This window comes from Ruania albidiflava DSM 18029 (assembly GCF_000421225.1).
In the GTDB taxonomy this organism is placed as follows: Bacteria; Actinomycetota; Actinomycetes; order Actinomycetales; family Beutenbergiaceae; genus Ruania; species Ruania albidiflava.
Genome location: NZ_ATWL01000013.1, coordinates 67,033 through 88,541, shown reverse-complemented (window position 1 = coordinate 88,541; position 21,509 = coordinate 67,033). Strand labels below are relative to the sequence as shown.

The 21,509-nt window shown below is 70.8% G+C and carries 20 protein-coding genes; 9 read left to right on the top strand and 11 right to left on the bottom strand.

Annotated elements, in window-relative coordinates; translation table 11 throughout:
- Positions 1–26 precede the first annotated feature (26 nt).
- Positions 27–2,330 carry a heavy metal translocating P-type ATPase gene (locus K338_RS0114705; RefSeq protein WP_022918928.1) on the top strand — a complete coding sequence of 768 codons (2,304 nt, stop codon included), beginning with the start codon at positions 27–29 and terminating at the stop codon, positions 2,328–2,330.
- 43 nt (positions 2,331–2,373) lie between these two features.
- Here the strand turns inward: K338_RS0114705 and K338_RS0114700 are convergent, their stop codons facing one another.
- The 5 genes from K338_RS0114700 to K338_RS0114680 form a co-directional block, all read right to left on the bottom strand.
- Positions 2,374–3,279 carry an ADP-ribosylglycohydrolase family protein gene (locus K338_RS0114700; RefSeq protein WP_022918927.1) on the bottom strand — a complete coding sequence of 302 codons (906 nt, stop codon included), beginning with the start codon at positions 3,277–3,279 and terminating at the stop codon, positions 2,374–2,376.
- Between the two features lie 150 nt (positions 3,280–3,429).
- Entirely contained in the window at positions 3,430–4,398 is a 969-nt protein-coding gene (locus tag K338_RS0114695; RefSeq protein ID WP_157612494.1) for a diacylglycerol/lipid kinase family protein, read from the bottom strand.
- 140 nt (positions 4,399–4,538) lie between these two features.
- Positions 4,539–6,236 (bottom strand): patatin-like phospholipase family protein, encoded by a 1,698-nt coding sequence (locus K338_RS25675; RefSeq protein ID WP_022918925.1) that lies wholly within the window; start codon positions 6,234–6,236, stop codon positions 4,539–4,541.
- Positions 6,237–6,280: 44 nt separating this feature from the next.
- Entirely contained in the window at positions 6,281–7,162 is an 882-nt protein-coding gene (locus K338_RS22980) for a YihY/virulence factor BrkB family protein (RefSeq protein WP_022918924.1), read from the bottom strand.
- Positions 7,163–7,261: 99 nt separating this feature from the next.
- A complete protein-coding gene (locus tag K338_RS0114680; protein WP_022918923.1) occupies positions 7,262–8,077 on the bottom strand; it encodes a hydrolase in 816 nt (271 codons plus the stop codon).
- An 11-nt stretch (positions 8,078–8,088) separates the two neighbouring features.
- Here K338_RS0114680 and K338_RS0114675 point away from each other — a divergent pair, with 11 nt between their 5' ends.
- On the top strand, positions 8,089–8,325 hold the full coding sequence (locus K338_RS0114675; RefSeq protein ID WP_022918922.1) for a hypothetical protein: 237 nt from the start codon (positions 8,089–8,091) through the stop codon (positions 8,323–8,325).
- Positions 8,326–8,353: 28 nt separating this feature from the next.
- Here the strand turns inward: K338_RS0114675 and K338_RS0114670 are convergent, their stop codons facing one another.
- The gene (locus K338_RS0114670) at positions 8,354–9,307 is read right to left on the bottom strand and encodes an LLM class flavin-dependent oxidoreductase (protein ID WP_022918921.1); all 954 of its coding nucleotides are present in this window, start codon (positions 9,305–9,307) and stop codon (positions 8,354–8,356) included.
- Positions 9,308–9,525: 218 nt separating this feature from the next.
- On the opposite strand from K338_RS0114670, the gene K338_RS0114665 reads away from it, so the two are divergent.
- On the top strand, positions 9,526–9,804 hold the full coding sequence (locus K338_RS0114665) for a HesB/IscA family protein (RefSeq protein ID WP_022918920.1): 279 nt from the start codon (positions 9,526–9,528) through the stop codon (positions 9,802–9,804).
- Positions 9,805–9,838: 34 nt separating this feature from the next.
- Here the strand turns inward: K338_RS0114665 and K338_RS0114660 are convergent, their stop codons facing one another.
- From K338_RS0114660 to K338_RS0114640, 5 genes are all read right to left on the bottom strand, one after another.
- Positions 9,839–11,308: an outer membrane protein assembly factor BamB family protein gene (locus tag K338_RS0114660; protein ID WP_022918919.1), complete on the bottom strand. Its 1,470-nt coding sequence runs from the start codon at positions 11,306–11,308 to the stop codon at positions 9,839–9,841.
- 290 nt (positions 11,309–11,598) lie between these two features.
- Positions 11,599–13,590, bottom strand: a complete 1,992-nt coding sequence (locus K338_RS0114655) for a thioredoxin domain-containing protein (protein ID WP_022918918.1) — start codon at positions 13,588–13,590, stop codon at positions 11,599–11,601.
- A 75-nt stretch (positions 13,591–13,665) separates the two neighbouring features.
- Positions 13,666–14,718, bottom strand: a complete 1,053-nt coding sequence (locus K338_RS0114650; protein WP_022918917.1) for a LacI family DNA-binding transcriptional regulator — start codon at positions 14,716–14,718, stop codon at positions 13,666–13,668.
- A 144-nt stretch (positions 14,719–14,862) separates the two neighbouring features.
- Positions 14,863–15,183, bottom strand: a complete 321-nt coding sequence (locus K338_RS0114645) for a hypothetical protein (RefSeq protein ID WP_022918916.1) — start codon at positions 15,181–15,183, stop codon at positions 14,863–14,865.
- A 7-nt stretch (positions 15,184–15,190) separates the two neighbouring features.
- Positions 15,191–16,156 (bottom strand): DUF6772 family protein, encoded by a 966-nt coding sequence (locus K338_RS0114640; RefSeq protein WP_022918915.1) that lies wholly within the window; start codon positions 16,154–16,156, stop codon positions 15,191–15,193.
- A gap of 227 nt (positions 16,157–16,383) precedes the next feature.
- On the opposite strand from K338_RS0114640, the gene nikB reads away from it, so the two are divergent.
- Genes nikB through K338_RS0114610 form a run of 6 tightly spaced genes read left to right on the top strand, consistent with a single transcriptional unit; the run spans position 16,384 to position 21,509 of the window.
- The gene (gene nikB / locus K338_RS0114635; protein WP_211218240.1) at positions 16,384–17,388 is read left to right on the top strand and encodes a nickel ABC transporter permease; all 1,005 of its coding nucleotides are present in this window, start codon (positions 16,384–16,386) and stop codon (positions 17,386–17,388) included.
- Positions 17,385–18,287 (top strand): ABC transporter permease, encoded by a 903-nt coding sequence (locus K338_RS22975; RefSeq protein ID WP_022918913.1) that lies wholly within the window; start codon positions 17,385–17,387, stop codon positions 18,285–18,287. The genes nikB and K338_RS22975 overlap by 4 nt, the downstream gene beginning before the upstream one ends.
- Complete coding sequence (locus tag K338_RS0114625; protein ID WP_022918912.1) at positions 18,287–19,282, top strand: ABC transporter ATP-binding protein; 996 nt, start codon at positions 18,287–18,289, stop codon at positions 19,280–19,282. The genes K338_RS22975 and K338_RS0114625 overlap by 1 nt, the downstream gene beginning before the upstream one ends.
- The gene (locus K338_RS22970; RefSeq protein ID WP_022918911.1) at positions 19,275–20,093 is read left to right on the top strand and encodes an ABC transporter ATP-binding protein; all 819 of its coding nucleotides are present in this window, start codon (positions 19,275–19,277) and stop codon (positions 20,091–20,093) included. The genes K338_RS0114625 and K338_RS22970 overlap by 8 nt, the downstream gene beginning before the upstream one ends.
- Complete coding sequence (locus K338_RS22965; RefSeq protein ID WP_022918910.1) at positions 20,090–20,722, top strand: histidine phosphatase family protein; 633 nt, start codon at positions 20,090–20,092, stop codon at positions 20,720–20,722. Before K338_RS22970 ends, K338_RS22965 begins: the two co-directional genes overlap by 4 nt.
- A 7-nt stretch (positions 20,723–20,729) precedes the next feature.
- On the top strand, positions 20,730–21,509 hold the full coding sequence (locus K338_RS0114610) for an exonuclease/endonuclease/phosphatase family protein (protein ID WP_022918909.1): 780 nt from the start codon (positions 20,730–20,732) through the stop codon (positions 21,507–21,509).

The window sequence follows — 21,509 nt, the reverse complement described above, 5'->3', positions numbered from 1 at the left end:
GCAGCAGGAGGAACGAAGGGATCGAGATGGTCGAGGTATCCACCGGGACGACGGCTGAGGACCAGCAGCGCATCGACCTCGCCGTCGGCGGGATGACCTGTGCTTCCTGCGCTGCGCGGGTGGAGAAGAAGCTGAACAGGCTCGACGGGGCGGTGGCCACCGTCAACTACGCCACCGAGAAGGCGCGGGTGCTGGTCCCGCAGTCGGTGACCGTCGCCGAGCTGGTCACCGCCGTGGAGCAGGCCGGGTACACCGCCCAGCCGCTCACCCCGGCCGAGCCCGACGGCGCAGCTCGCGGTGGCGAGCAGGACCTCACCCCGGCGGCAGACGCCGCCGATGCGGCCCGGGCTGCCGAGCTCGACCTGCTCCGGCGCCGTACCCTGGTCTCGGCGGTGCTGTCGGTGCCGGTGATCCTGCTGGCCATGGTCCCCCCGCTGCAGTTCACCTACTGGCAGTGGCTGTCCCTGACCCTGGCCGCTCCGGTGGTGGTCTGGGGTGCGTGGCCGTTCCACCGCGCCGCCTGGACCAACCTGCGCCACGGGGCCGCCACGATGGACACGCTGATCTCCATCGGCACCCTCGCCGCCCTCGGCTGGTCGCTGTACGCCCTGTTCCTCGGCACGGCGGGGATGCCCGGGATGCGGCACGAGTTCACCTTCACCATCGCCCGCGGGGACGCCGCTGCGAACATCTACCTCGAGGTCGCCGCCGGGGTGACCACGTTCATCCTGCTCGGCCGGTACTTCGAGCTGCGTGCCCGGCGGCGCGCCGGGGACGCACTGCGCGCGCTGCTCGACCTGGGCGCCAAGGACGTCACCCTGCTGCACGGCACGGTGGAGGTGCGCCGCCCGGCCAGCGAGCTGGTGGTGGGCGACGAGTTCGTGGTCCGCCCGGGGGAGAAGATCGCCACGGACGGGATCGTGACCAGCGGAGCCTCCGCCGTCGATGAGTCCATGCTCACCGGCGAGTCGGTGCCGGTGGAGGTGGCCGAGGGCGACCGGGTGGTGGGCGCCTCGCTGAACCAGGGCGGGCGGATCGTGGTGCGTGCCACCCAGGTGGGCGGGGACACCCAGCTCGCGCAGATGGCCGCCCTGGTGGAGGAGGCGCAGAACGGCAAGGCGCAGGTGCAGCGGCTCGCCGACCGGATCTCTGGCATCTTCGTGCCGGTCGTGCTGCTGGTCGCGCTCGGCACCCTCGGCTTCTGGCTCGGCACCGGGCACCCCGCCGCTGAGGGGTTCACCGCGGCAGTGGCGGTGCTGATCATCGCCTGCCCGTGCGCGCTCGGCCTGGCCACCCCCACCGCCCTGCTGGTGGGTACCGGCCGCGGCGCGCAGATGGGTGTGCTCATCCGCGGGCCGGAGGTGCTGGAGTCCACCCGCCGGATCGACACGGTGGTGCTGGACAAGACCGGCACCGTGACCACCGGCACGATGACCACCCACGGGGTGCACCCCGCCGAGCACACCACCGCCGCGGAGGTGCTGGGCCGGGCTGGGGCCGTGGAGCACGCTTCTGAGCACCCGATCGGCGCCGCGATCGCCGCCGCTGCCGCCGAGCAGGGCGAGCTGGCCCAGGTCACCGAGTTCGAGAACCTCGCCGGCCGCGGTGTGCGCGGCACCGTGGACGGCGCCCAGGTGCTCGTCGGCCGGCCGGCACTGTTCGCCGAGCACACCCAGGACGCGGCGATCCGCCGCGCCCAGGCCGAGGCGGACGAGCGCGGGCTGACCGTGGTCGCCGTCGGCTGGGACGGCGCCGTGCAGGGGCTGATCGAGGTCGGCGACACGGTCAAGGACACCTCCGCCGCGGCGATCGCCCGGCTCCGCGAGCTCGGCCTGTCGCCGGTGCTGCTCACCGGCGACAACCGTGCCACCGCCGAGCGGGTCGCCGCCGAGGTGGGCATCGAGGAGGTCATCGCCGAGGTGCTGCCGGAGCAGAAGGTGGACGTGGTGCGCGACCTGCAGACCCGGGGCAAGGTGGTGGCGATGGTCGGTGACGGCGTGAACGACGCCGCCGCCCTGGCCACCGCCGACCTCGGCCTGGCGATGGGCACCGGCACGGACGCGGCGATCCAGGCCGGGGACATCACCCTGGTGCGCGGGGACCTGCGCGCTGCAGTGGACGCTGTGCGACTGTCCCGCCGCACGCTGGGCACGATCAAGGGCAACCTGTTCTGGGCGTTCGCCTACAACGTGGCCGCCATCCCGGTGGCCGCCGCCGGGCTGCTCAACCCGATGCTCGCCGGGGCCGCGATGGCGTTCTCCTCGGTGTTCGTGGTGACCAACAGCCTGCGGCTGCGCCGGTTCCGCTCCGAGGTGCCGCAGGTGCGCTGACCAGCAACCGAGCGAGACCGGTCCGCCCCGGCCTGCTCGGGACTCAGCTGCGCTGGGCGAGCAGCTGCTGGGCCAGGCTCACCGAGCAGACCTCGTTCACCTGCTCCACGTGCGCGCGCCACGGTTCGACCATGGCCGCCCGGCCCCGCACCGCACCGGCCATCGCGGTGGCCAGTGCCCCGATGCGGGAGGTCTCCCCGCCCAGGTTCGCCGCCAGCACGCAGGCCCGGCTGGGGTCGGCCTCGGCGCGCACCAGCAGGCCCACTGCGGCAGGCACGGACTCCGCGGCCGCCTTGGAGACCCCGACCACGTCGTAGAGGCGGGTGAGGAACGTCTGGTCGTCGGGTGCCCGTACAGCGATCTCCCGGGCGAGCAGGGAGCGCTCCAGCACCGACGGTGCCACGTCCGGTGCTCCGCGGTCACCGATCGCCTCCGCCGCACGCATCCCCATCTCCAGGTGCGCAGCCAGGAACACCGGGTCGGTCGAGCCCTCCGGCGCGTCCACGGCGGAGGAGATCATCCCCGCCACCATCGCGGCACCGGACAGGGCGGTGGCGGTGGCCCGGGAGCCGGCCAGACGAACGATGCTCGCGGCGATCGCCTCGTCCTCCCGGCAGGGGATGCCGACCGGGAGCAGCCGGTGCGCGGTCAGGCTGGTGCCGTCCGCGCGGGCGGGCCGGGCTGGGACCCGGGGCCGGAGCTGCTGCGGCCATCGCGCCGCCAGCTGGAACGCTGCCCGGGTGGCACTGCCCATCGTGCCGACCGGACCGTCCCCGGGCCGCGGCACTGGAGCAGCGGCCAGGTCGGTGATCCAGCCGAAGTGCCCTCGGATGCGTTGCTGCGGCCAGCCACGACCCGGCCGGCCCATGGCGTCGCCGAGCGCCAGACCGCACAGCGCGCCAGCGGCGCGGTCCAACGTGTGCTCGGTGGACTGGCTGAGCAAGGCCACGCAAGGTCCTCCCGGTCGTGGAGTCCGAAGTGGGTGTGCTGCGGCCGACTCAGCTACCTGGCCGCGTGTGATGTCCCACGTCGGTTCTCATCGTAGGACGCTCTGGTCGTCTCGGGTAGCGAATTGGTGAACTTCGCTGCCCGGCACCCGTCACGGGGTGCGTACCCGCAGGCTGCCGTGGCTGACCTGAGCACGCACGGCGACGGCCCGGCCGATGTACTCCCCGTCCAGCTGGAAGTCTTCTGGCCGGCGCAGCTGCAGGCGCACCTCCCGGGCCCCGAAGAGCTGCACGGACGGGCCGGTGCGCAACGGGCGCCGCTTGCCGTTCCGGCGCCGGATCCGGCGCACCAGGCCGTTCTCCTGGATGAACCAGGAGCCGACGTCCCGCCAACCACGGACGTTGTCCGGGCGCAGCAGCAGCACGTCCAGCAGGCCGTCGTCCACGCGGGCGTCCGGCAACAGCACCAGGCCCGCCGGCAGCAGGCCGCCGTTGCCGATCGCCAGGGTGAGCAGCCGGGCATCCTGCGGCTGGCTGCCGTCCAGGGAGTAGGTCACGTCGAACCGGTCCGGGCGGGAGATGCCCTTGCGCACCCCGTGGAGGTAGGCGAGCCAGCCGAACTGCCGTTTCGCCTCGTCCGAGGTGTGCACCACCATCTGGGCGTCCACGCCGAACCCGGCCAGCACCAGGCTGGTGCGCCGGGTGCGGGTGCCGTCCGCGAGCACTGCGGTGATCCCCACGGTGTCCACCATCCGCTCGTGGTCCCCGAGACCGGCGCGCAGCGAGGCCGCCGGGTCCAGCGTGGGCAGCTCGAGGTTGCGGGCGAACAGGTTGGTCGAACCCACCGGCCAGATGCCCAGCGACTGGCCGGTGAGCATCGCCGCCTCGGCCACCAGCTGTACGGTGCCGTCCCCGCCGGCGGCGATCAGCACGTCCGCCTCCAGTGCTCCCGCCGCCCGCAGCCGTTCCCGCAGGGTGGCGGCGTCGTCGTCGGCGCGGGTGGGCACCCACAGGCTCTCCGGACGCCCGGTGCGCTGCTCCTCGCGCCGGAGCATGCGCCTCCACCGCGGGGAGGCCAGCTTCATCGGGTGGTAGACGACGGCGGCGCGCACCTTCCGCACGTACCTCACCTCCCCTCGTCCTGTTTCGGTCACAGTATCCCGCCACCAGGCTCCTACCCCGAACGCCCGCCTTCGCGGCAGGAAAGCGCTTCCGTGCCGCGAAGGCGAGCGTTCGCGGGGGAGGAGGGGTGGGGGGCCGGTCAGTGGAGCCAGTCGGGCTCGGCGTGCACGGGGTAGGGGTGGCGCTCGAAGTCCCGCCACCAGGTGTGCGCCCCAGGGGGCAGCAGGGCAGGATCAGCGGCGTCCACCAGGGAGCGCAACCGGTGCTTGAGCTCCGCGATCTCGGTTAGTGCCCGGCTGTCCACCGGGGCGGTGGCGCTACTAGCACCGGAGCTGTTCCGACCGGTGTCCGACCGGCCGGGACCAGCCCGGATCACGTCCGCGCGGCCGGTGTCGGCATGCTCGGCATCGGACCGGCCAGCGTCCCCCTCAGCTGTGCGCGGTCGCAGTGCCAGGTCCTCAGCGGACCAGAGCAGCCGCCGCACCTCGTACACGTCCCGCACCCGCGCCCGGGCAGTGGCCGAGGCGCCGGTGCATGCCTCGGCCGCCCGGCTCCAGCCGTAGTCCATCGCGATCGCGGTCAGCCCAGGGTCGATGGTCAGGATGTCGTGGATGTCCAGCTCCGGCTGGATGATCGTGGCACCGTTCTCGCCGGCCCGGCGCACCTCGTCGGTGAGGATCTCGTCGGGCATGATCCCGAAGCCCGCCCGCATCACGATCTCCAGCATGTCCTTCTCGCCGAAGTCGGCCGAATGGGCGAGGCCGGTGGGAGAGGCGACCACGGCATAGCAGTGCCGCGCCCCCAGCGCAGTCATGGCCACCTCGACGGGCAAGGACTCCCGGGCCCCGCCGTCGACATAGTGCTCTGAACCCAGCCGCACTGGCGGGAACACTGCCGGGATCGCGCAGGAGGCCCGGATCGCGGCCACCAGGTCCACCCGCGGCTCACCGACGACCGGCTCGTCCTGACGGTCCCGGATCTCACCGGACTCGGTGACGTAGCGCAGCTCGCCCGACTCCAGTGCGACCGTGGCGATCCGCAGCGTGATGCCGGACGCAGCGACCGCAGCCGCGTCGAACAGGTCCGGATCGGTGAGCCGCTCGACGATCGGGCCCGGGGTGAACGCGGCTCGTTCGTGTTGGGCACCGGAGAGGATCAGCTCCAGGTCCGTGCTGGTGCGGCCCGCTTCCCACAGGGTGGACAGCGTGTCCAGCACGTTCGTCACCGACCACGCCAGCCCGTGCTCGCTGTCCTCCTGCTCAGCGCTCGCGCGCGTCTCGGTCTCGGTGACCGTGTCGGCCTCGGCGCGGTGCTCCGCAGCAGGTGGGGTGTGCCGGCCCCGGGTGGGTTCGGCGTGCCCGGCCGCAGCGCCCTGCTCGGTCCGGCTACGGATCGCCCGGGGCAGCACCGCCCCGAGCCTGCCGGTGCGGGCCCGGTGCGTGGACCTGTTCCGCAGCGCCATCACCTTGCGCCAGGTGGGCATGTGCTCGTTCAGCTTGGTGAACCAGGGCAGCTCGGTGAACATGTCCGAGGAATCGCGCATGTCCAGCCACAGGTGGCGCAGCTCGGCCACCGCCCGCCGCTGACCGGCCGGGTCGGGGTGCTGGGCGATCACCGCAGCGAGGATCGAGCCGGCGGAGGTGCCGGTGATGATGCGGGGCGCGATCCGCTCTCGTTCGTAGAGATACTGCAGCGCGCCGAGCTCGAAGCTGGACCGCGCTCCACCCCCGGAGATGACCAGCGCTGTGGCACCGGGACCCTGGTGCTGAGGTACCTGTCCGCCGAGTGCGCGGATGAGACGGTGGCGCAGACCGGTGACCGGACCAGGAGCGGACATGGGGACAGCCTAGGAGATCGCACTCGGCGGTGCGGTGTTCCCGGTCAGCGTTCGGCCGAGTGCGGGCTCGTGGCCAGCGCCGCGTTCAGGGCCGCCCCGACGAGCACCGCGATCGAGACCACGTAGATCCACAGCAGCAGGGCGATGGGTGCGGCCAGCGGACCATAGATGGTCGAGCCGCCGATGCTCAGGCTCAGGGCATAGCGAAGTGCCCAGCTGCCCCCGACCCAGATCAGCAGGGCGAGCGCGGCACCGGGGGCGGCGGACCAGAGCCGGTAGCCGCGCGGGATGGAGAGCGAGTAGAGGGCGGCCAGGAAGCCGGCTGACCCGCACAGCGCGACCGGCCAGTACAGCCGGTTCAGCCAGGTCAGCTCTGCCGGAACGAGCCGTGCGACCAGATCCGGTCCGGTCAGCACCACGGAGATCAGCACCGCCGCGAGCAGCAGGAAGACCACGCACAGCGCGAACGACAGGGCGATGGTCACCAGTGGCCGCCGGTGACCGGCATGACCGTACAGGAGGGAGATGCTCTCGATGAAGACGTAGAGCGCCCGTGAGCCGGACCACAGCGCGATCAGGAAACCGAGCAGCAGCACGTCCGCGCGGCCCTCGGCGAGCACCCCCGCCAGCGTGGGCCGGACGAGAGACTCCACAGCAGCGGGCGTCAACGCCTGGGCAGCCAGCTGCAGCATCTGAGCCTGGAACTGTTCGAGGACGGTGGGATCGATCCGTGCCGCGATGAATCCGATGGACCCGGCCAGCGCGAACAGCAGCGGCGGGACGGAGAGGATGGTGAAGAACGCGGCCTCCGCAGCCAGCCCGAGGACTCGATAGTGCAGGCACGCCGAGATCGTCTCCGCGATCGTGCGGGTGAACCGCCCGGACGCACGGCGGCGGAACCCTCGGCGCAGCCAGCCGGCGCTCATGGCAGCAGGCTATGGGATCGCGCTGGACCTGCACCTGCTGGCATGCTCAGGCGGGGAGCCCTGCTCCGTGCGGAGACCAGGACCGACGGCCTGCCGAGATCAGGTGTCGTCGTCGTGGTCCCCGCGGACCCACTCCACGTACCGCCGCGCCGAGCGCTGCACCGCCGCAGCGGCACCGGACTCGATCGCGTTGCCGAAATTGCCCACCACCCGGTCGAACTCCAGGCTGTCCAGGCGGGCCGCGATCCGCTCCACCACCGCCGCCGAGAGTGGGATCTTGTTCGGATAGCTGCGCAGGAAACCCACGGACGACCGGTCCGGGTTCGGGAACACGGTGTCGCCGCTGAGCAGCACGCCCCGGCCGCCGGCGCCACCGGCCCACAGAGCCACGGCGGCGCCCGGAAAGTGGCCGCCGACCCGGTGCAGGCTCAGTCCCGGGGCCAGCTCGTGGTCGCCGTCCCACAGCTGCACGCGGTCTGAGGTGCGGCCGAGCCACCGGGCGTCCGGCTCGCAGACCAGCACCGGTGCCTGCAGCGCCTCGCCCCACTCGGTCTGCACCCCGAACATGTGCGGGTGGCTGGCCGCCACCGCGAGCACCGGACCGAGTGTGCGCACCCGCGCCACCGTGCCGGCGTCGATGTACCCGGGTGGGTCCCAGAGCAACGACCCAGCTGGGGTGTGCACCAGCTGGGCGGTCTGCCCGATACCGACCTTCGGCTCGGCGGTGATCTCCACCCGGCCCGGTTCTGCCTCCGCCCAGACCAGGTGCTGCCCGGCGGCACGGAGGGCGTCCAGGTCCTGCCAGTGCTGCCCGTCGGCAGGTACCCACTGCCGCTCGTCCGCACAGATCGGGCACACCTGCGGCAGTGCGTCGCCGTCGTACTCCACGGCACAGGTTGCGCAGATCATGACCATCCCCTTCATCGGTGGGAGTACCAGCCTGCCACCGCCGCGGCACTCGGGCAGCCGAGACCGGCCGGGCCCGCTGGTGGCCGTGGATCGCTGCGGTCGCACCGGCAGCGGGCGGGCACAGCAGCGCACTACGGTGTGAGCAGGCAGATCACGCTCCTGGTGGCCACCGGGAGGTCCACGAGGTGATGTTCCGACCTCAGGCGGTGCTCGTCTACGTCGCGGGTGTGCTGGTGCTGCAACGCGACGCCTGACGCGCTGCGCCTGGATCAGGCGTCTCGGTCAGCGCCGCGCGAGCTCGAGCACGTCGTCGATCTGTCCGGTGGCGACCTGTGGGTCCGGTGCGGGGACCAGCGCGACGCCAGTGGCACCGGCTCGTTCCAGCGCGTCGATGTGCGCTGCCGCATCCTCTAGCGTGCCGATCGCACCCAGCTCTGCCCACCACTCCGGCGGCACAGTTGCCAGCGCCTCGTCCCCGCCGCGGGTGTGCAGGTCCACCAGCTCTCCGTAGAACGCTGCCCCGGTGAGGCTCGGGGTGGGACTGGCGAGCTGGCCCGCGAGCCAGCCGGCGGCGAGTCGGTAGGCCTCGGCCCGTGTGGGAGCGGTGATCAACGGCGCGAACACGGTCACGGCAAAGTCCTGACCCCGACCGGCCTGCTCCCGCGCGGTCGGGATGAAGCTGGGGCCGACCGCGTCAGCGAGCACCACCCCGTCCGCGCTGCGGCCCGCCAGGGCCATCGACTTCGGCCCCCGGACACCCGCCAGCACCGGCACCGGCTGCGCCGGTGGCTGGTCCAGCTGCACCTCGTCGAGCGTGACGTACCGCCCGTCGAACGAGACCTGCTCGCCGGCGAGCAGCCGGCGTACCGTGGTGAGCACCTCGTCCAGCGCGGTCAGCGGGGAGGCGGGCCGCACCCCCATCTGACCCATCCAGGACTGCACCCCGTGACCGATGCCGCCGACTACCCGGCCCGGGCCGAGCCCGGCGAGCGTCGCGATCTCCATCGCGGTGATCGCCGCCGTGCGGGCCCGTGCCGGCAGGATGCCCAGTCCGATCCGGAGCTCCTCGGTGACCGCCAACGCCGCTGCCGCCAGGGGTGGGGCCGTGGTGTAGAAGCAGTCCTCGATCAGCCACAGCTCGTCTACCTTCCCGTCCAGGGACCGGGCGAAGTGGCGGACCAGCGCCGGGTCGAAGGTGCGGTCGAACGCCATGCCGAGAGCAGCTCTGGTGGTCATGCCCTCGACCGTACCGATCCCGCCCGCCCCGGTTCGCGAACGCTCCCCTTCGCGGCGACACGCCGGGCGGAGGTCGCGAACCGGGGCGTTCGCGTGGAAGAGGTGGGCGGTTGCGTGTCGGCAGGAAGCCTGTGACGGTAGAAGGTGCCCGAGGCGCACGCGTGTAGTGAGCCAACTGCTCGTCAAGCGTCATTGCCGAAGGAAATGAGGGAGCAGACATGCTCACCCTGACCGAGAACGCCCAGACCGCGATCAAGACCCTCACCAGCGAAGCAGGACTCCCGGAGGACGGTGGCGTGCGTATCGCCATGGCCGACGGCGGCTCCGAGCTGCAGATGGCCCTCTCCCCGGAGCCGGCCGCCGGCGACCAGGTGATCGACACCGACGGCGCCCGCGTGTTCGTCGCCGAGGAGACCGCTCCGATGCTGGACGCCCAGGAGCTGGACGCCACCGAGACCGAGCAGGGCACCGGCTTCAGCCTGCGCAAGCAGGTCTGAGCCCGCCCGGTACACACCACCCGCACACCCGGCTCTACCCCTGACCCGGCTCCGCCGCGAGGGTGTGGTTGTGGTCGTCAAGAGGGCGGATCGCGACCACAACCGCACCCTCGTGGCCCCAGGTCAGGAGGATGTGGGTTCCGGTGTCGGTTCCTCCTCGTAGGCCACCAGCCGGCCAGGGTGGGCGACGATCGTCACGGTCCCGCGCTGCACACCGGCGGCTCGGACTGCGGCCACCGACGGCGGACCGTCGATCTCGGTCCCGTCTGCCGTGCACACCGAGTAGAGGCTGCCCCCCGGACCAGGTGTCCTCCTCCGGCTCCTCGATGTCCCAGTGCACGCTGTGCTCGATGGCGGCGGTCTCGCCGCACAGGAACGTCCAGTCGGCTGGTACCGGCATGGTGTGCCCGCTGTCCGGGTCCAGCAGCACGGTGTCCTCGGCGGTGGTCAGCACCAGCCGGTCACCCGGCACGCTCGGTCCGGCGCCGGCGAGCGGACCCGGCGCATCACCCAGCGGCAGCGTCCAGGTGGTCGTGCCGTCCTCGGTGAACCCTTCGAGCGTCACGTCGAGGTCCGAGTAGCTGGCGGCTTCCGCGCTGCTGTTGTGCTGGACCCCGGTGGCGCTGCAGCGCACGCCGGCGTTGAGGTAGGTGTTCGGGCAGTCCAGTGCGTAGCCCTCGCCGGACCAGATCAGCTCACCACTGTCTCGGTCGAGCAGGACGAGCGCCTGATCGTCCAGCCGCACGTCGTCCTCGGCGACCCCGGATCCGGAGACGTCGTGCAGTCCGATCGCCAACCAGTCGACATCGTGCTCAGGCACCGAGACTGCGATGTCGGTGAGCTCGGATCCTCCGGGCAGGTCCTCGACCTCCCGGGCCCAGAGGGTGCCCTCGTCTGTGAACCGCACCAGCTCGTAGGCACCGGAGCCGTCGATGTGCTGCACACCGCTCTGGCCGGCGTGGCCCTGGAACTGATACGGGTGGATGCGCAGCTCCATGGACTCGACGTCCAGGAAGGTGCGGTCGGTGCCGCCGCTGTGGGTGACCCACACGCACACGGATGCCCGGTCTGCGCACAACTCAGGGGAGGAGATGAACCGGAGAACGTCAGTCTCTCCGATGGTCTCTCCGGTCTCCAGGTCGGCGAGCACCAGCTGGTTGAGCGAGAGGGACGTACTGCTGTGCGGAGTGTCCGGGTCCAGGTAGGCGACCAGTGGCCGGTCGTCCCGGACGAACGCTGTCGGCGTGATCTCCGACAACGACGGGCGCACTGCGCCACGGCCGGCAGGGTGCTCCCAGAGCGTGCTCCCGTCCACGGTGCTCACGCCGACCAGGGTGAGCGCGCCGTCGTCGTCGGCGGTGTAGACCACCGCGACGTCATCGGTGACCGCCGGGTTGCCCACGACTGGTAGGTCACGTTCCCAGACCACCTCGGCCGGGATCTCGGCTGCTTGTGGGACGTGGTCCACCGCCTGTGGCATCGTGCAGGCGGCAGCGAGTGTCATGACGCCCGCTGGTGCCGCCACCAGAGGAATCCGACGGCGCCGTAGCCGGCCTGGCCCGAGGGGTGGGGAAACAGGGGAGCGGTCCGGACCGGCGCACCGGCGGCGGGCGGCTGCTCGGATGCGCTGGAGTCGGCGGCTGGGTGCGGGTGCTTGTCGGCTGTGGGCGTCGTCGATCACCCCTGAAGTCAATCCCGGTGGTCGTCACCTGTGGGGGCCTGCGTCAATCTGTGGAAAACTGCTCCACCATAAGCATGCACATGCACATGCACATGCACATGTGCTAGCCCTGCTCAGCGGAGCGCGTCGCGCAGCGCCGCCACCGACGTCACCGGCAGGTCGCAGACGAAACCGCGGCACACGTACGCCGCCGACCCGCCGTCCACCAGCGGCCGGTCAGCCAGCAGCGGGTGCGGCGTGCCGTCGCCGGCCAGCGTGCCGTCGCCCGGACCTGCGGCCAGCACCAGCCCGGGACTGGTCGACTCCCACACCACCTGCACCATCTCGTCGGCCACCGCGTCCGTCCCGACCACCGCCACCTGCACCGGGCCGGCCGGGCTCGCCTCAGCCGCCGCCAGCGTCCAGCCAGCGAACCGCGGGTCGATCCGGGCCACGGTCATCCCGGCTCCGATCGCCGCATCTGCGGCCTCCCGGTGTTCCCCGGTCAGCGCTGCGTAGGTCCCCAGTGCCTCGGCCAGCGCCGAGGTGCCGCACGGTTCGGCATTGTCCGAGGTGCTACGCATCCGCACCACCAGCTGCTCCCCGTCGGCGGGCGTGTCGTAGAACGCGCCGTCGCCGGTGGCGAACTGCGCCAGCGCCACCTCCAGCAGCGCCCCGGCCCGCACCAGCCACACCCCTTCTCCGGTGGCCTGGTGCAGCGCGAGCAGCCCACCGGCGAGGTTGCCGTAGTCGTCGGCGACCCCTGCCGCCTCGCCCGCTGTACCGCTACGGGAGGAGCGGCGCAGACGCACCCCGGCTGCGCCGTCGTCGACATGGAGCTCCCAGAGCAGCTCGGCGGCCGAGCGCGCCGCGGCCACCCACTCCGGCTGCCCGAGCAGCGCCCCCGCCTCCGCCAGCGCTCCGATGGCCAACCCGTTCCAGGAGGTGACCACCTTGTCGTCCAGCGCAGGTTGCACCCGCCCGCCGCGGGCCGCCAGCAGCGCAGATCGCCACGCCGGCCACTCCGGAGGGGGAGCAGCGAGCATCCGCAACGTGGAGGCGCCGCCCTCGAACGTCCCCTCGGGCGTCACGCCGAGGAGCTCGGCAGCCTGCGCCCCGTCCGCAGGCCCCAGCACCTCGGCGAGCTGGTCCGGGGTCCACACGTACGTGCTGCCCTCCACCCCGTCGGCATCGGCGTCCAAGGAGGAGGCGAACCCGCCCTCAGGAGTGCGCAGGTCCCCCAGCAGGAACTCCACGGTCTCGACCACCACCCGCCGTGCCAGGGCCGACCCGGTCGTGCGGAACCAGTGGGTGTAGGCGCGCAGCAGCAGGGCGTTGTCGTAGAGCATCTTCTCGAAGTGCGGCACCACCCAGTCGCCGTCCACGCTGTACCGAGCGAACCCGCCGGCGAGCTGGTCGTAGATGCCGCCCCGGGCCATCGCCGTGCACGTGCGCTCGACCATCTCCAGCGCCGCGGGGCTGCCGGTGCGGCCATGGTGGCGCAGCAGGAACTCGGCCACCATCGACGGCGGAAACTTCGGCGCATCCCCGAACCCACCGCGGCGGGCGTCGAAACCCTCGGCGAGGGTGTCCACCGCCGCGGCGAGCGTGCTCACGTCCGCCGGCGCCCCGGCGGTCAGGTGCTGCGCACTGCGCAACCGGGCAGTGATCTGCTCCGCGCTGCCGGACACCTGCTCCCGTTCGGTGCGCCACACCCGCTGCACCGACTCGAGCAGCTGCAGGAACTGCGGCTTGGGGTAGTAGGTGCCGCAGAAGAACGGGTCGCCTGCCGGGGTGAGGAAGCAGGTCATCGGCCACCCGCCCTGCCCGGTCAGCGCCTGGGTGGCCTGCATGTAGACGGCGTCCACGTCCGGACGCTCCTCCCGGTCCACCTTGACCGCCACGAACGCGGCGTTCACCGCTTCTGCGACCTGCTCGTCGGAGAACGACTCGTGGGCCATCACGTGGCACCAGTGGCAGGCCGCATACCCCACCGACAGCAGGATCGGCACGTCCCGCTCGCGGGCCTCGGCGAACGCAGCCGGCCCCCACTCCTGCCAGTGCACCGGGTTCTCGGCGTGCTGCAGCAGGTAGGGGGAGGTGGCGTGGGCGAGGCGGTTGGTCACCTCTCCACCGTAGGCCGCGTTCGACGGCGGGTCTCGCCGGGGCAGCACGTCTCGCCCGGGCGGTGCGGACGGGTGTCAGACCCCGGTGGACTCCCGGGTGACGAGCTCGGGCTGCACCAGGATCGGCTCGGCCGGGGCGGCAGCCTCGCCCCGGATGCGGCCCAGCAGCAGGTCCACGGCAGTGTTGCCGACCTTCGCGGCGGGGAGGCGCACAGTGGACAGCGGCGGGGCGAGGAACTCCGCGAACGGGTAGTCACCGAAACCGACGACGAAGGTGTCCTCGGGGCACCGCAGCCCCCGTTCGCGCAGCGCGCGGTACAGGCCGAGGGCGAAGTAGTCGTTGCCGACCACGAACGCGTCCGGGCGGTGCCCCCGGGCGAGCAGGTCGACGGTCAGCCGGTAGGCGTCTCCGGCCTGCCAGGGCAGGGCTACCCGGTCGTTGCGGCGGGTGGGCACCATGAGCACTGCACCCTCCTCGCAGGGCAGAGCGGCTGCGGCCAGCGCATCCTGGAAGCCCTGGATCCGCTGGTCGATCGTGGTGATCGGCAGATCCTCCTCCAGCATCACGATCGACCGTGCTCCCTGGTCGATGACGTGCGCGGTGGCCGCCCGAGCCCCCGCGTAGTTGTCCGTGGCGACCGTGTCGACCTCGAGGTCGTCAAGGCGCCGGTTCACCACGACCAGCGGTACCCCGGCGCGGGTGACGCGGTGCCAGGGATTTGTCGGCCCCTGCACCGGCACGACGATCACCCCGTCCAGCCCCGACTGGATGACGTTCTCCGCGGCGGCGAGCTCGCGGGTGGGCGACTCCTCGCTCAGGAACAGGACGATGTGGTAGCCCTCTTCGGCCGCACGTAGCTCGATGGCGCTGATCAGCTCGGCATAGAACGGGTTGGAGACGTTCGTGATCACCAACCCGATCGTGCGGTGGCTGCCCAGCACGAGCGAGCGGGCATGGACGTTCGGTACGTATCCGAGCTGCTCGGCGGCACGCCGGATCCGCTCCCGGGTGGGTTCGCTGACACCGGACTGACCGCGCAGCGCCCGGGAGACGGTGTTCGCAGACAGCCCCACCTCGTTCGCGACGTCCTGCAAGGTGCGACGTCTGCGTGGTGCCCCCTCCACCATCTGGACTCCGTCCTGGATCGACTGTGGCCTGGCCGGTCGGTGCTTGGCCGGTTCGCGGGATCGAGCACGTGCCCCATCGAATGCGGCGACACCGGGCACGCCCACGATATCGACTGGACGCAGCCCGGTGTGCTCGTCGGGCGGTCAGCTCTTCAGTGCAAGGTAGATCCGCACCTTCACCGACCCGGGGTCCACTGTTCCGCGGATCCGCAGCCAGTGGCCGAACTCCTGCACGGACCAGCTCGTCAGCTCACCGCTGACGTGGTGGGGTTCGTCCAGGTCGACCCAGGTGAGCCCGTCGGGGGAGACCTGGGTGGTGAGCTGGACGTCCGGGTCACCGTCGGTGGAGAGCACCTGGACGAACCAGCGGGCCTCGCGTGCCCACCCGGTCTCGAAGGGCTCGGTGGCGAAGTCGCCGGAGAAGGTGGTGTTCCGCTCGAGGATCGCGGTCTGGGACTGCAGCATCTTTAGATCACCAATCGGCCGAGATGACGACGGAGTCGAGGTAGAGGAAGTTCCGCACGCCTGACAGCGTCCGGACGGAGAAGTAGAAGTTCAGCAGGTTGTCGAGCGACTCGTACGGCTCGGCGTAGGCAGGTACGGGCACCTCGCGCATGTCGATGAGCCGGTCGTTGAGCTGGAACTCGACGTTCGTGCGGGTCTCGGTGTCGATGAGCCAGCGCAGGTAGTGCCAGTTGACCTTGGTCGGTACCTCGTTGAAGCACATCTCGATCGGCTCGCCGAGATAACGCCAGTCGTCCGGGTCTGGTGCGGTGAAGTCCGCGGCGTACGGCAGGGCGAACTTCCCTTCGAGGTGTTCCTTCGGGGTCGGCTCGGTGACCAGCGGATAGCTGAGCCGGCGCACCAGCTTTCCGTCCTGGTCGGTGTTCTGGAACCGGGCGACCGTGTGGTAGCGGACCCCACCGTCCCCGCACAGGTCGGTGGCCACGGTGAATGCCCCGAACTGCGCCTCGGACGGGTGCAGGTTGCCGTCCCAGGCCACCTCGCCATACCGGTCCTCGGACTCGTCGCCACCTAGCTGAGCCTCGGCCTTGTAGGTGAGGTACGCCTCGATCTGCAGCAACCCGCGGTTTGCCATCGTCAACCGCCGGATCGCCGTGGAGGTGTGCCCCGGATAGGGGCGCGTGGCGAGCTTGAGCGAGTACGTGCCGGTCATCGCACCGTGGGTGCCGGTGTCGAAGAAGGTCGCGTTGGACAGCTGAGGTGGCCGGAAGTCACGCATGTGCGCATCGACCGTGTCCAGGTCGCCGCGACCGTTGAAGTTGCCGATCAGCTCCGTCCAACCGTTCGTGCCCTCGTTGAAGTCGTCGAGGGTGAGGATGCGTGGCAACGGGTTGTACTTGGACAGGCGGACGTCGGAGGCGCGGATTGCGCTGCGCATCGCCGAGGTCAGTGCAGCGGTATCGACCGAGGTCACCTTTGAACACTCCTTCTTGCCCGCAGGGGCATCGGTTCTCATCGTCGGCGGCAGCCGCGATGCACTGACATTAGCGCTAATGTGCTGATGGGCGCAAGTGGGTCCCGGGTCGCTCTGCTCGCGCGGGTTCGCCCGTGCATCCGACGCCCTGAGATGCGCAAAAGTGCAGGTCAACAGCGATAATCGGGCCCAAGTGTTGACCGACGTCGCCTCCGATGTCAGACTGCATGAACGCTAACGCCGATGGGAAGGTGTTCGAGGAAGAACATGACGAGCATGCCGATGTGTCCAGTCGAGGAGGGCTGATGGGCGCGTACCTCACCCGACGGCTGGTGTTCTCTGTCTTCATCCTCTGGGGAGCGGTCTCGATCATCTTCGTCGTGCTCCGGTTGATCCCCTCGGACCCGGCCCGGCTCATCCTCGGCTCTGATGCCACCGAGGCGGAGGTGGAGGTGCTGCGCGAGCAGATGGGCCTGAACGAGTCGCTGCCGTCGCAGTACCTGAGCTATCTGGGCGATCTCACCCGGCTCGACTTCGGGGACTCCTACCGACAGCAGCGGGACGCCTTCGAGCTGGTCCTGGAGAAGCTGCCGGCCACGTTGGAGCTGGCGATCGTCGCCCTGGTCATCGCCCTGGTGGTGGGCATCCTGCTCGGTGTCCTCGCAGCGCTGCGGGTGAACCGGATCGCCGACCGGATCGTCTCCGTGGCCTCGCTGCTGGCGCAGTCGCTGCCGTCCTTCTGGATCGGCATCGTGTTCATCTTGGTCTTCGCCCGAGGGTTGCACGTGCTCCCGAGCGGCGGTACCGGCACACCGGCGCACATGGTCCTGCCCGCCATCACCCTGGCGATGCCGATGCTGGCGATCCTGATCCGGATGACCCGCAGCGGCCTGCTGGAGGTCATCCACGAGGGCTACATCCAGACGGCGCGGGCCAAGGGGCTCTCCGAACGTGTGGTGATCTTCCCGCATGCGATCCGAAATGCGTTGATACCGATCGTGACGATCGTCGGTCTGCAGTTCGGTGGACTGCTCGCCGGCTCGGTGATCGTCGAGATGGTGTTCAGCTGGCCCGGTATCGGACGCCTGCTGATCGAGTCGATCGGTCAACGTGACTACAACGTGGTCCAGGCCTCGATCCTGGTCATCTCCGCCGGTTTCGTCTTCGCGAACCTGCTGGTCGATGTCCTCTACGGCTATCTGGACCCGCGAGTGAGGTTGGTGACCCGATGACCACAGAGACCGCCGGTGTCGATCGAGAGGTGACCGCCGCCTTCGACACGGTCAAGCGGCGCAGCGCCAATGCTGCCGGTCGACGGCGCATCGTGACCTGCCTGGTGATCGTTGCCTGTTACGTGCTGGTGGCACTCTTCGGTCCGATGCTGCGCAAGTACGACCCGGTGCAGACCTTCACCCAGGACCGGCTGATGCCTCCGGGCAGCACCACCTCCCAGGGCCTGGCGCTGCTCGGCACCGACCAGGTGGGCCAGGACATCCTCAGCCAGATGATGCTCGGCGCCCGAGTCTCGATCACCGTGGGCGCCGGGACGCTGCTGCTGGCCGGCCTGATCGGCGTCACGGTCGGCCTGGTCGCTGGCTACCGAGGCGGCTGGGTGGACGCCGCCCTGATGCGGCTGGCGGACATCCAGCTCTCCTTCCCCTCGATCCTGCTGGCGATCCTGATCGCAGCAGTAGTCGGTCCCAGCGTGGTCAACGTCATCGTCGTCCTGGCGATCACCAACTGGGTGACCTTCGCCCGCGTGACCCGCGGTCAGGTGCTGACGGTGAAGAACCGTGAGTACGTGGACGCCGCCCGGACCCTGGGCGCCGGCCACCTGCACCTGGCGCTGCGGACGATCTTCCCCTCCTGCGTCGCGCCCATCCTGGTGGTTGCCACGGTCGAGCTGGGGCACGTCATCCTGGCCGAGGCCTCGCTGTCCTTCCTCGGCCTCGGGGTGCCCACCGATGTGCCCAGCTGGGGCTCCACCATCGCGAACGGTCGCGACTACCTCGGTGACGCGTGGTGGATCTCCACCCTGCCCGGCATCGCCCTCGCTGCCCTCGTGCTCACCTGTGGGCTGCTCGGCGACGCGATGCGCGACCGGTACGACCCGAAGCTGAGGAGTCTGTGATGCCCGACGCCCTGCTCTCGATCGAGGACCTCCAGGTCGAGTTCTCCACCCGGGACGGTCTGGTCCGCCCGCTCGACGGCGTCACCCTCGAGGTCGGCCATGGCGAGACCCTTGCGCTGCTCGGCGAGTCGGGCAGCGGCAAGTCGGTGACCGCCCAAGCGGTCATGGGACTGCTGCCCCAGCCCGCCGGGAAGATCGTCGGTGGACGGATCCGCTTCGACGACCAGGAGCTGACGGCGCTGCCACCGCAGCAGGTCAGGGCACTGTGCGGCACCCGGATCGGGATGATCTTCCAGGATCCGTTGAGCTCGCTCAACCCGGTCTTCCGCGTGGGTGATCAGGTGGCCGAACCGCTACGGCGACGGCTCGGTCTGCGTCGTCGCGAGGCGAACGCACGGGCGCTCGAGCTGCTGCACCGGGTCGGTATTCCGGACGTCGAGCACCGGATGCATCACTACCCGCACCAGTTCTCCGGCGGCCAGCGGCAACGGATCATGATCGCGATGGCACTCAGCCTCGGCCCCGACCTGCTGATCGCTGACGAGCCGACCACCGCGCTGGACGTCACCGTGCAGGCGCAGATCATGAACCTGCTGCGCGACCTGCAGCAGGAACGAGACATGGCCATCCTGCTGATCACCCACGACCTGGGCGTCGTGGCGGACGTCGCATCCCGCGCAGTGGTGCTCTACGCGGGCCGGGTGGCAGAGCAAGGGCGGATCCGGGACGTCTACGACCACTCGGCGCACCCGTACACCGAAGGCCTCCTTGCCTCTATCCCGCAGCAGGAGGAGGGCGGGGCGCGGCTCACCCCGATCGCGGGGGCGCCACCCAACCCGTTGGCCTTCCCGCAGGGGTGCCGCTTCCACCCGCGGTGCCCCTACGCCCAGGAGCGGTGCCGTGACGAGCTGCCCGAGCTGCGCCGCCCGGTCGGCTGGGCACCGGACCAGGCAGCATCCTGCCACTTCACCGAGGAGGTGCTCAGCCGTGGCTGAACCGCTGCTGCGGGTCCGTGACCTGGTCACCACCTATCCGATCCGGTCGGCGCTGCTGCGGCGGAAGATCGGCGAGGTCCGGGCGGTCGACGGGGTGAGCTTCGACATCGCCCGCGGCCAGACTGTCGGTCTGGTGGGGGAGTCCGGGTCCGGCAAGTCCACCCTCGCCCGGACCGTGATCGGTCTGGAACAGGCCGAGGCGGGTTCGATCGAGTTTCAGGGCACCGAGCTGGTGGGGCTGTCCGCGCGGCAGATGCGCCCGGTGCGCCGGGACATCCAGATGGTCTTCCAGGATCCCTACACCGCCCTGAACCCGAGGCTGACCGTGCGGCAGATCCTGTCCGAGGCCTGGCGCATCCACCCGGACCTGCTGCCCGCGCAGGACTGGGACGAGGAGGTGCGGCGGCTCCTGGACGTCGTCGGTCTGGATCCGCAGTACGCCGACCGCTACCCGCACCAGTTCTCCGGTGGTCAACGCCAGCGGGTGGGCATCGCGCGGGCGCTGGCGGTACGCCCGAAGCTGATCGTCTGCGACGAGGCGGTCTCCGCGCTCGACGTATCGGTGCAGGCGCAGGTGCTCAACCTGCTCGATGACCTGCAGGCCGAGCTCGGCCTGACCTACCTGTTCATCGCCCACGACCTCTCCGTCGTACGGCACATCAGCGACGAGGTGATCGTCATGAACCGCGGTCAGGTGGTCGAGCACGCACCGACCGACCAGCTGTTCGCCGACCCTCAGCACGAGTACACCCAGACGCTGCTGGCTGCTGTCCCGGTGGTGCGTCCATGGAACCAGGAGAGTGCAGCATGACGACCACCATCCACCTCGTGCGGCACGGCGAGGCGGTCTGGAACGCCGAGGGCAAGTACCAGGGGCAGGCGGACTCGGGGCTGACCGCGGCGGGCCGGGAGCAGGCGGCACGGGCAGCCTTGTGGTTGCAGACCCTGCCGCGCGTCGATGCTGTGGTGTGCAGCGACCTGCCGCGGGTGCGGGACACGGCGGCGCCGTACCTTGATGCGACCGGGCAGGAGGCCCGGGTCGACCCCAGGCTGCGGGAGATCGACGTCGGCAGCTGGGCCGGGCGCACCTTCGAGGACGTAGCACGCGCCGAACCGGACGTCGTGGCCGCCGTGGCTCGCGGTGAGGACCTGCGCCGCGGGGGTGGCGAGACCTTCGCCGAGACCCGTCACCGGGTGGTGGCCGCGCTCGAGGACCTGGCGGCTGCGCACGAGGACGGGGCGGTGGTCGTGGTCTTCGCGCACGGCGGGCCGATCCGGCTCGCAGCCGCCGCCGCGCTGGCCCTGCCCAGTCCTGGCCACCACCGGATCGGCTCACCGGACAACTGCTCGGTCACCAGCCTCACCTGGGGGCCAGCCGGCCTGCTCGCCTACAACCGCCCGACCGACCTCACCACCGCTGCAGGCTGCGGTGACCGATAGGAGACCCATGGCGCTGACCACCACGACCTTCGTCGCCCAGACCCACAACCTGTGGGGCGACCATGCCGCCGACCAGCGGCGGGAGCCGCTCGAAGCCCTCTACCGCAAACGGCAGCCCGACCTGCTCGCCACCCAGGAGCAGCGACCCTGGTCCCGGGACCTGATCGATGCCGCCCTCGTGGACCACGAGCGCGTCCAGGACGACTTCACCGGCTGGTCCACGCAGAGCTGCCTGTGGTGGCGCAGGGACATGTTCGAGCATGTCGAGCACGGTGCTGACGACGTCGGGATCCTCTCGCCGGACGCTCGGCTGTTCTGGGTGCGGTTGGCCAGCGCGGCAGGACCGGTGCTGTTCAGCACGGCGCACCTGACCTGGCCCGGCCACCGCCAGGAGCAGGACAGCGGCATCAACCAGCGGACCCCGCAGGCGCGCGCGATCGTCGAGCGGCTGACCGAGCTGGCAGGTGATGGTGCCTGTCTGTTCACCGTGGACATCAACGACATCGGCCCGCCGAGCTGGGCGCTGGGCAACGGCGGCTTCATCGACTCCTTCACCGCCCTCGGGCGGCACTCGCCGGTGACGCACCCGGTGGTGCCCAGCGGTTTCGCCGAGGACGTCGGCACCCACCTGTCCCCGCTCGCCTCGCCGCGGAAGGCGATCGACTGGATCTTCCTGCGCGGACCGGTCCGGGTACGTGCCAGCGAAGTCGTCGAGTTCTTCTACCGCGGCATCGCCCCGAGCGACCACTACCCGGTGGCCGCGACCCTCACCCTCACCCAGGACTGA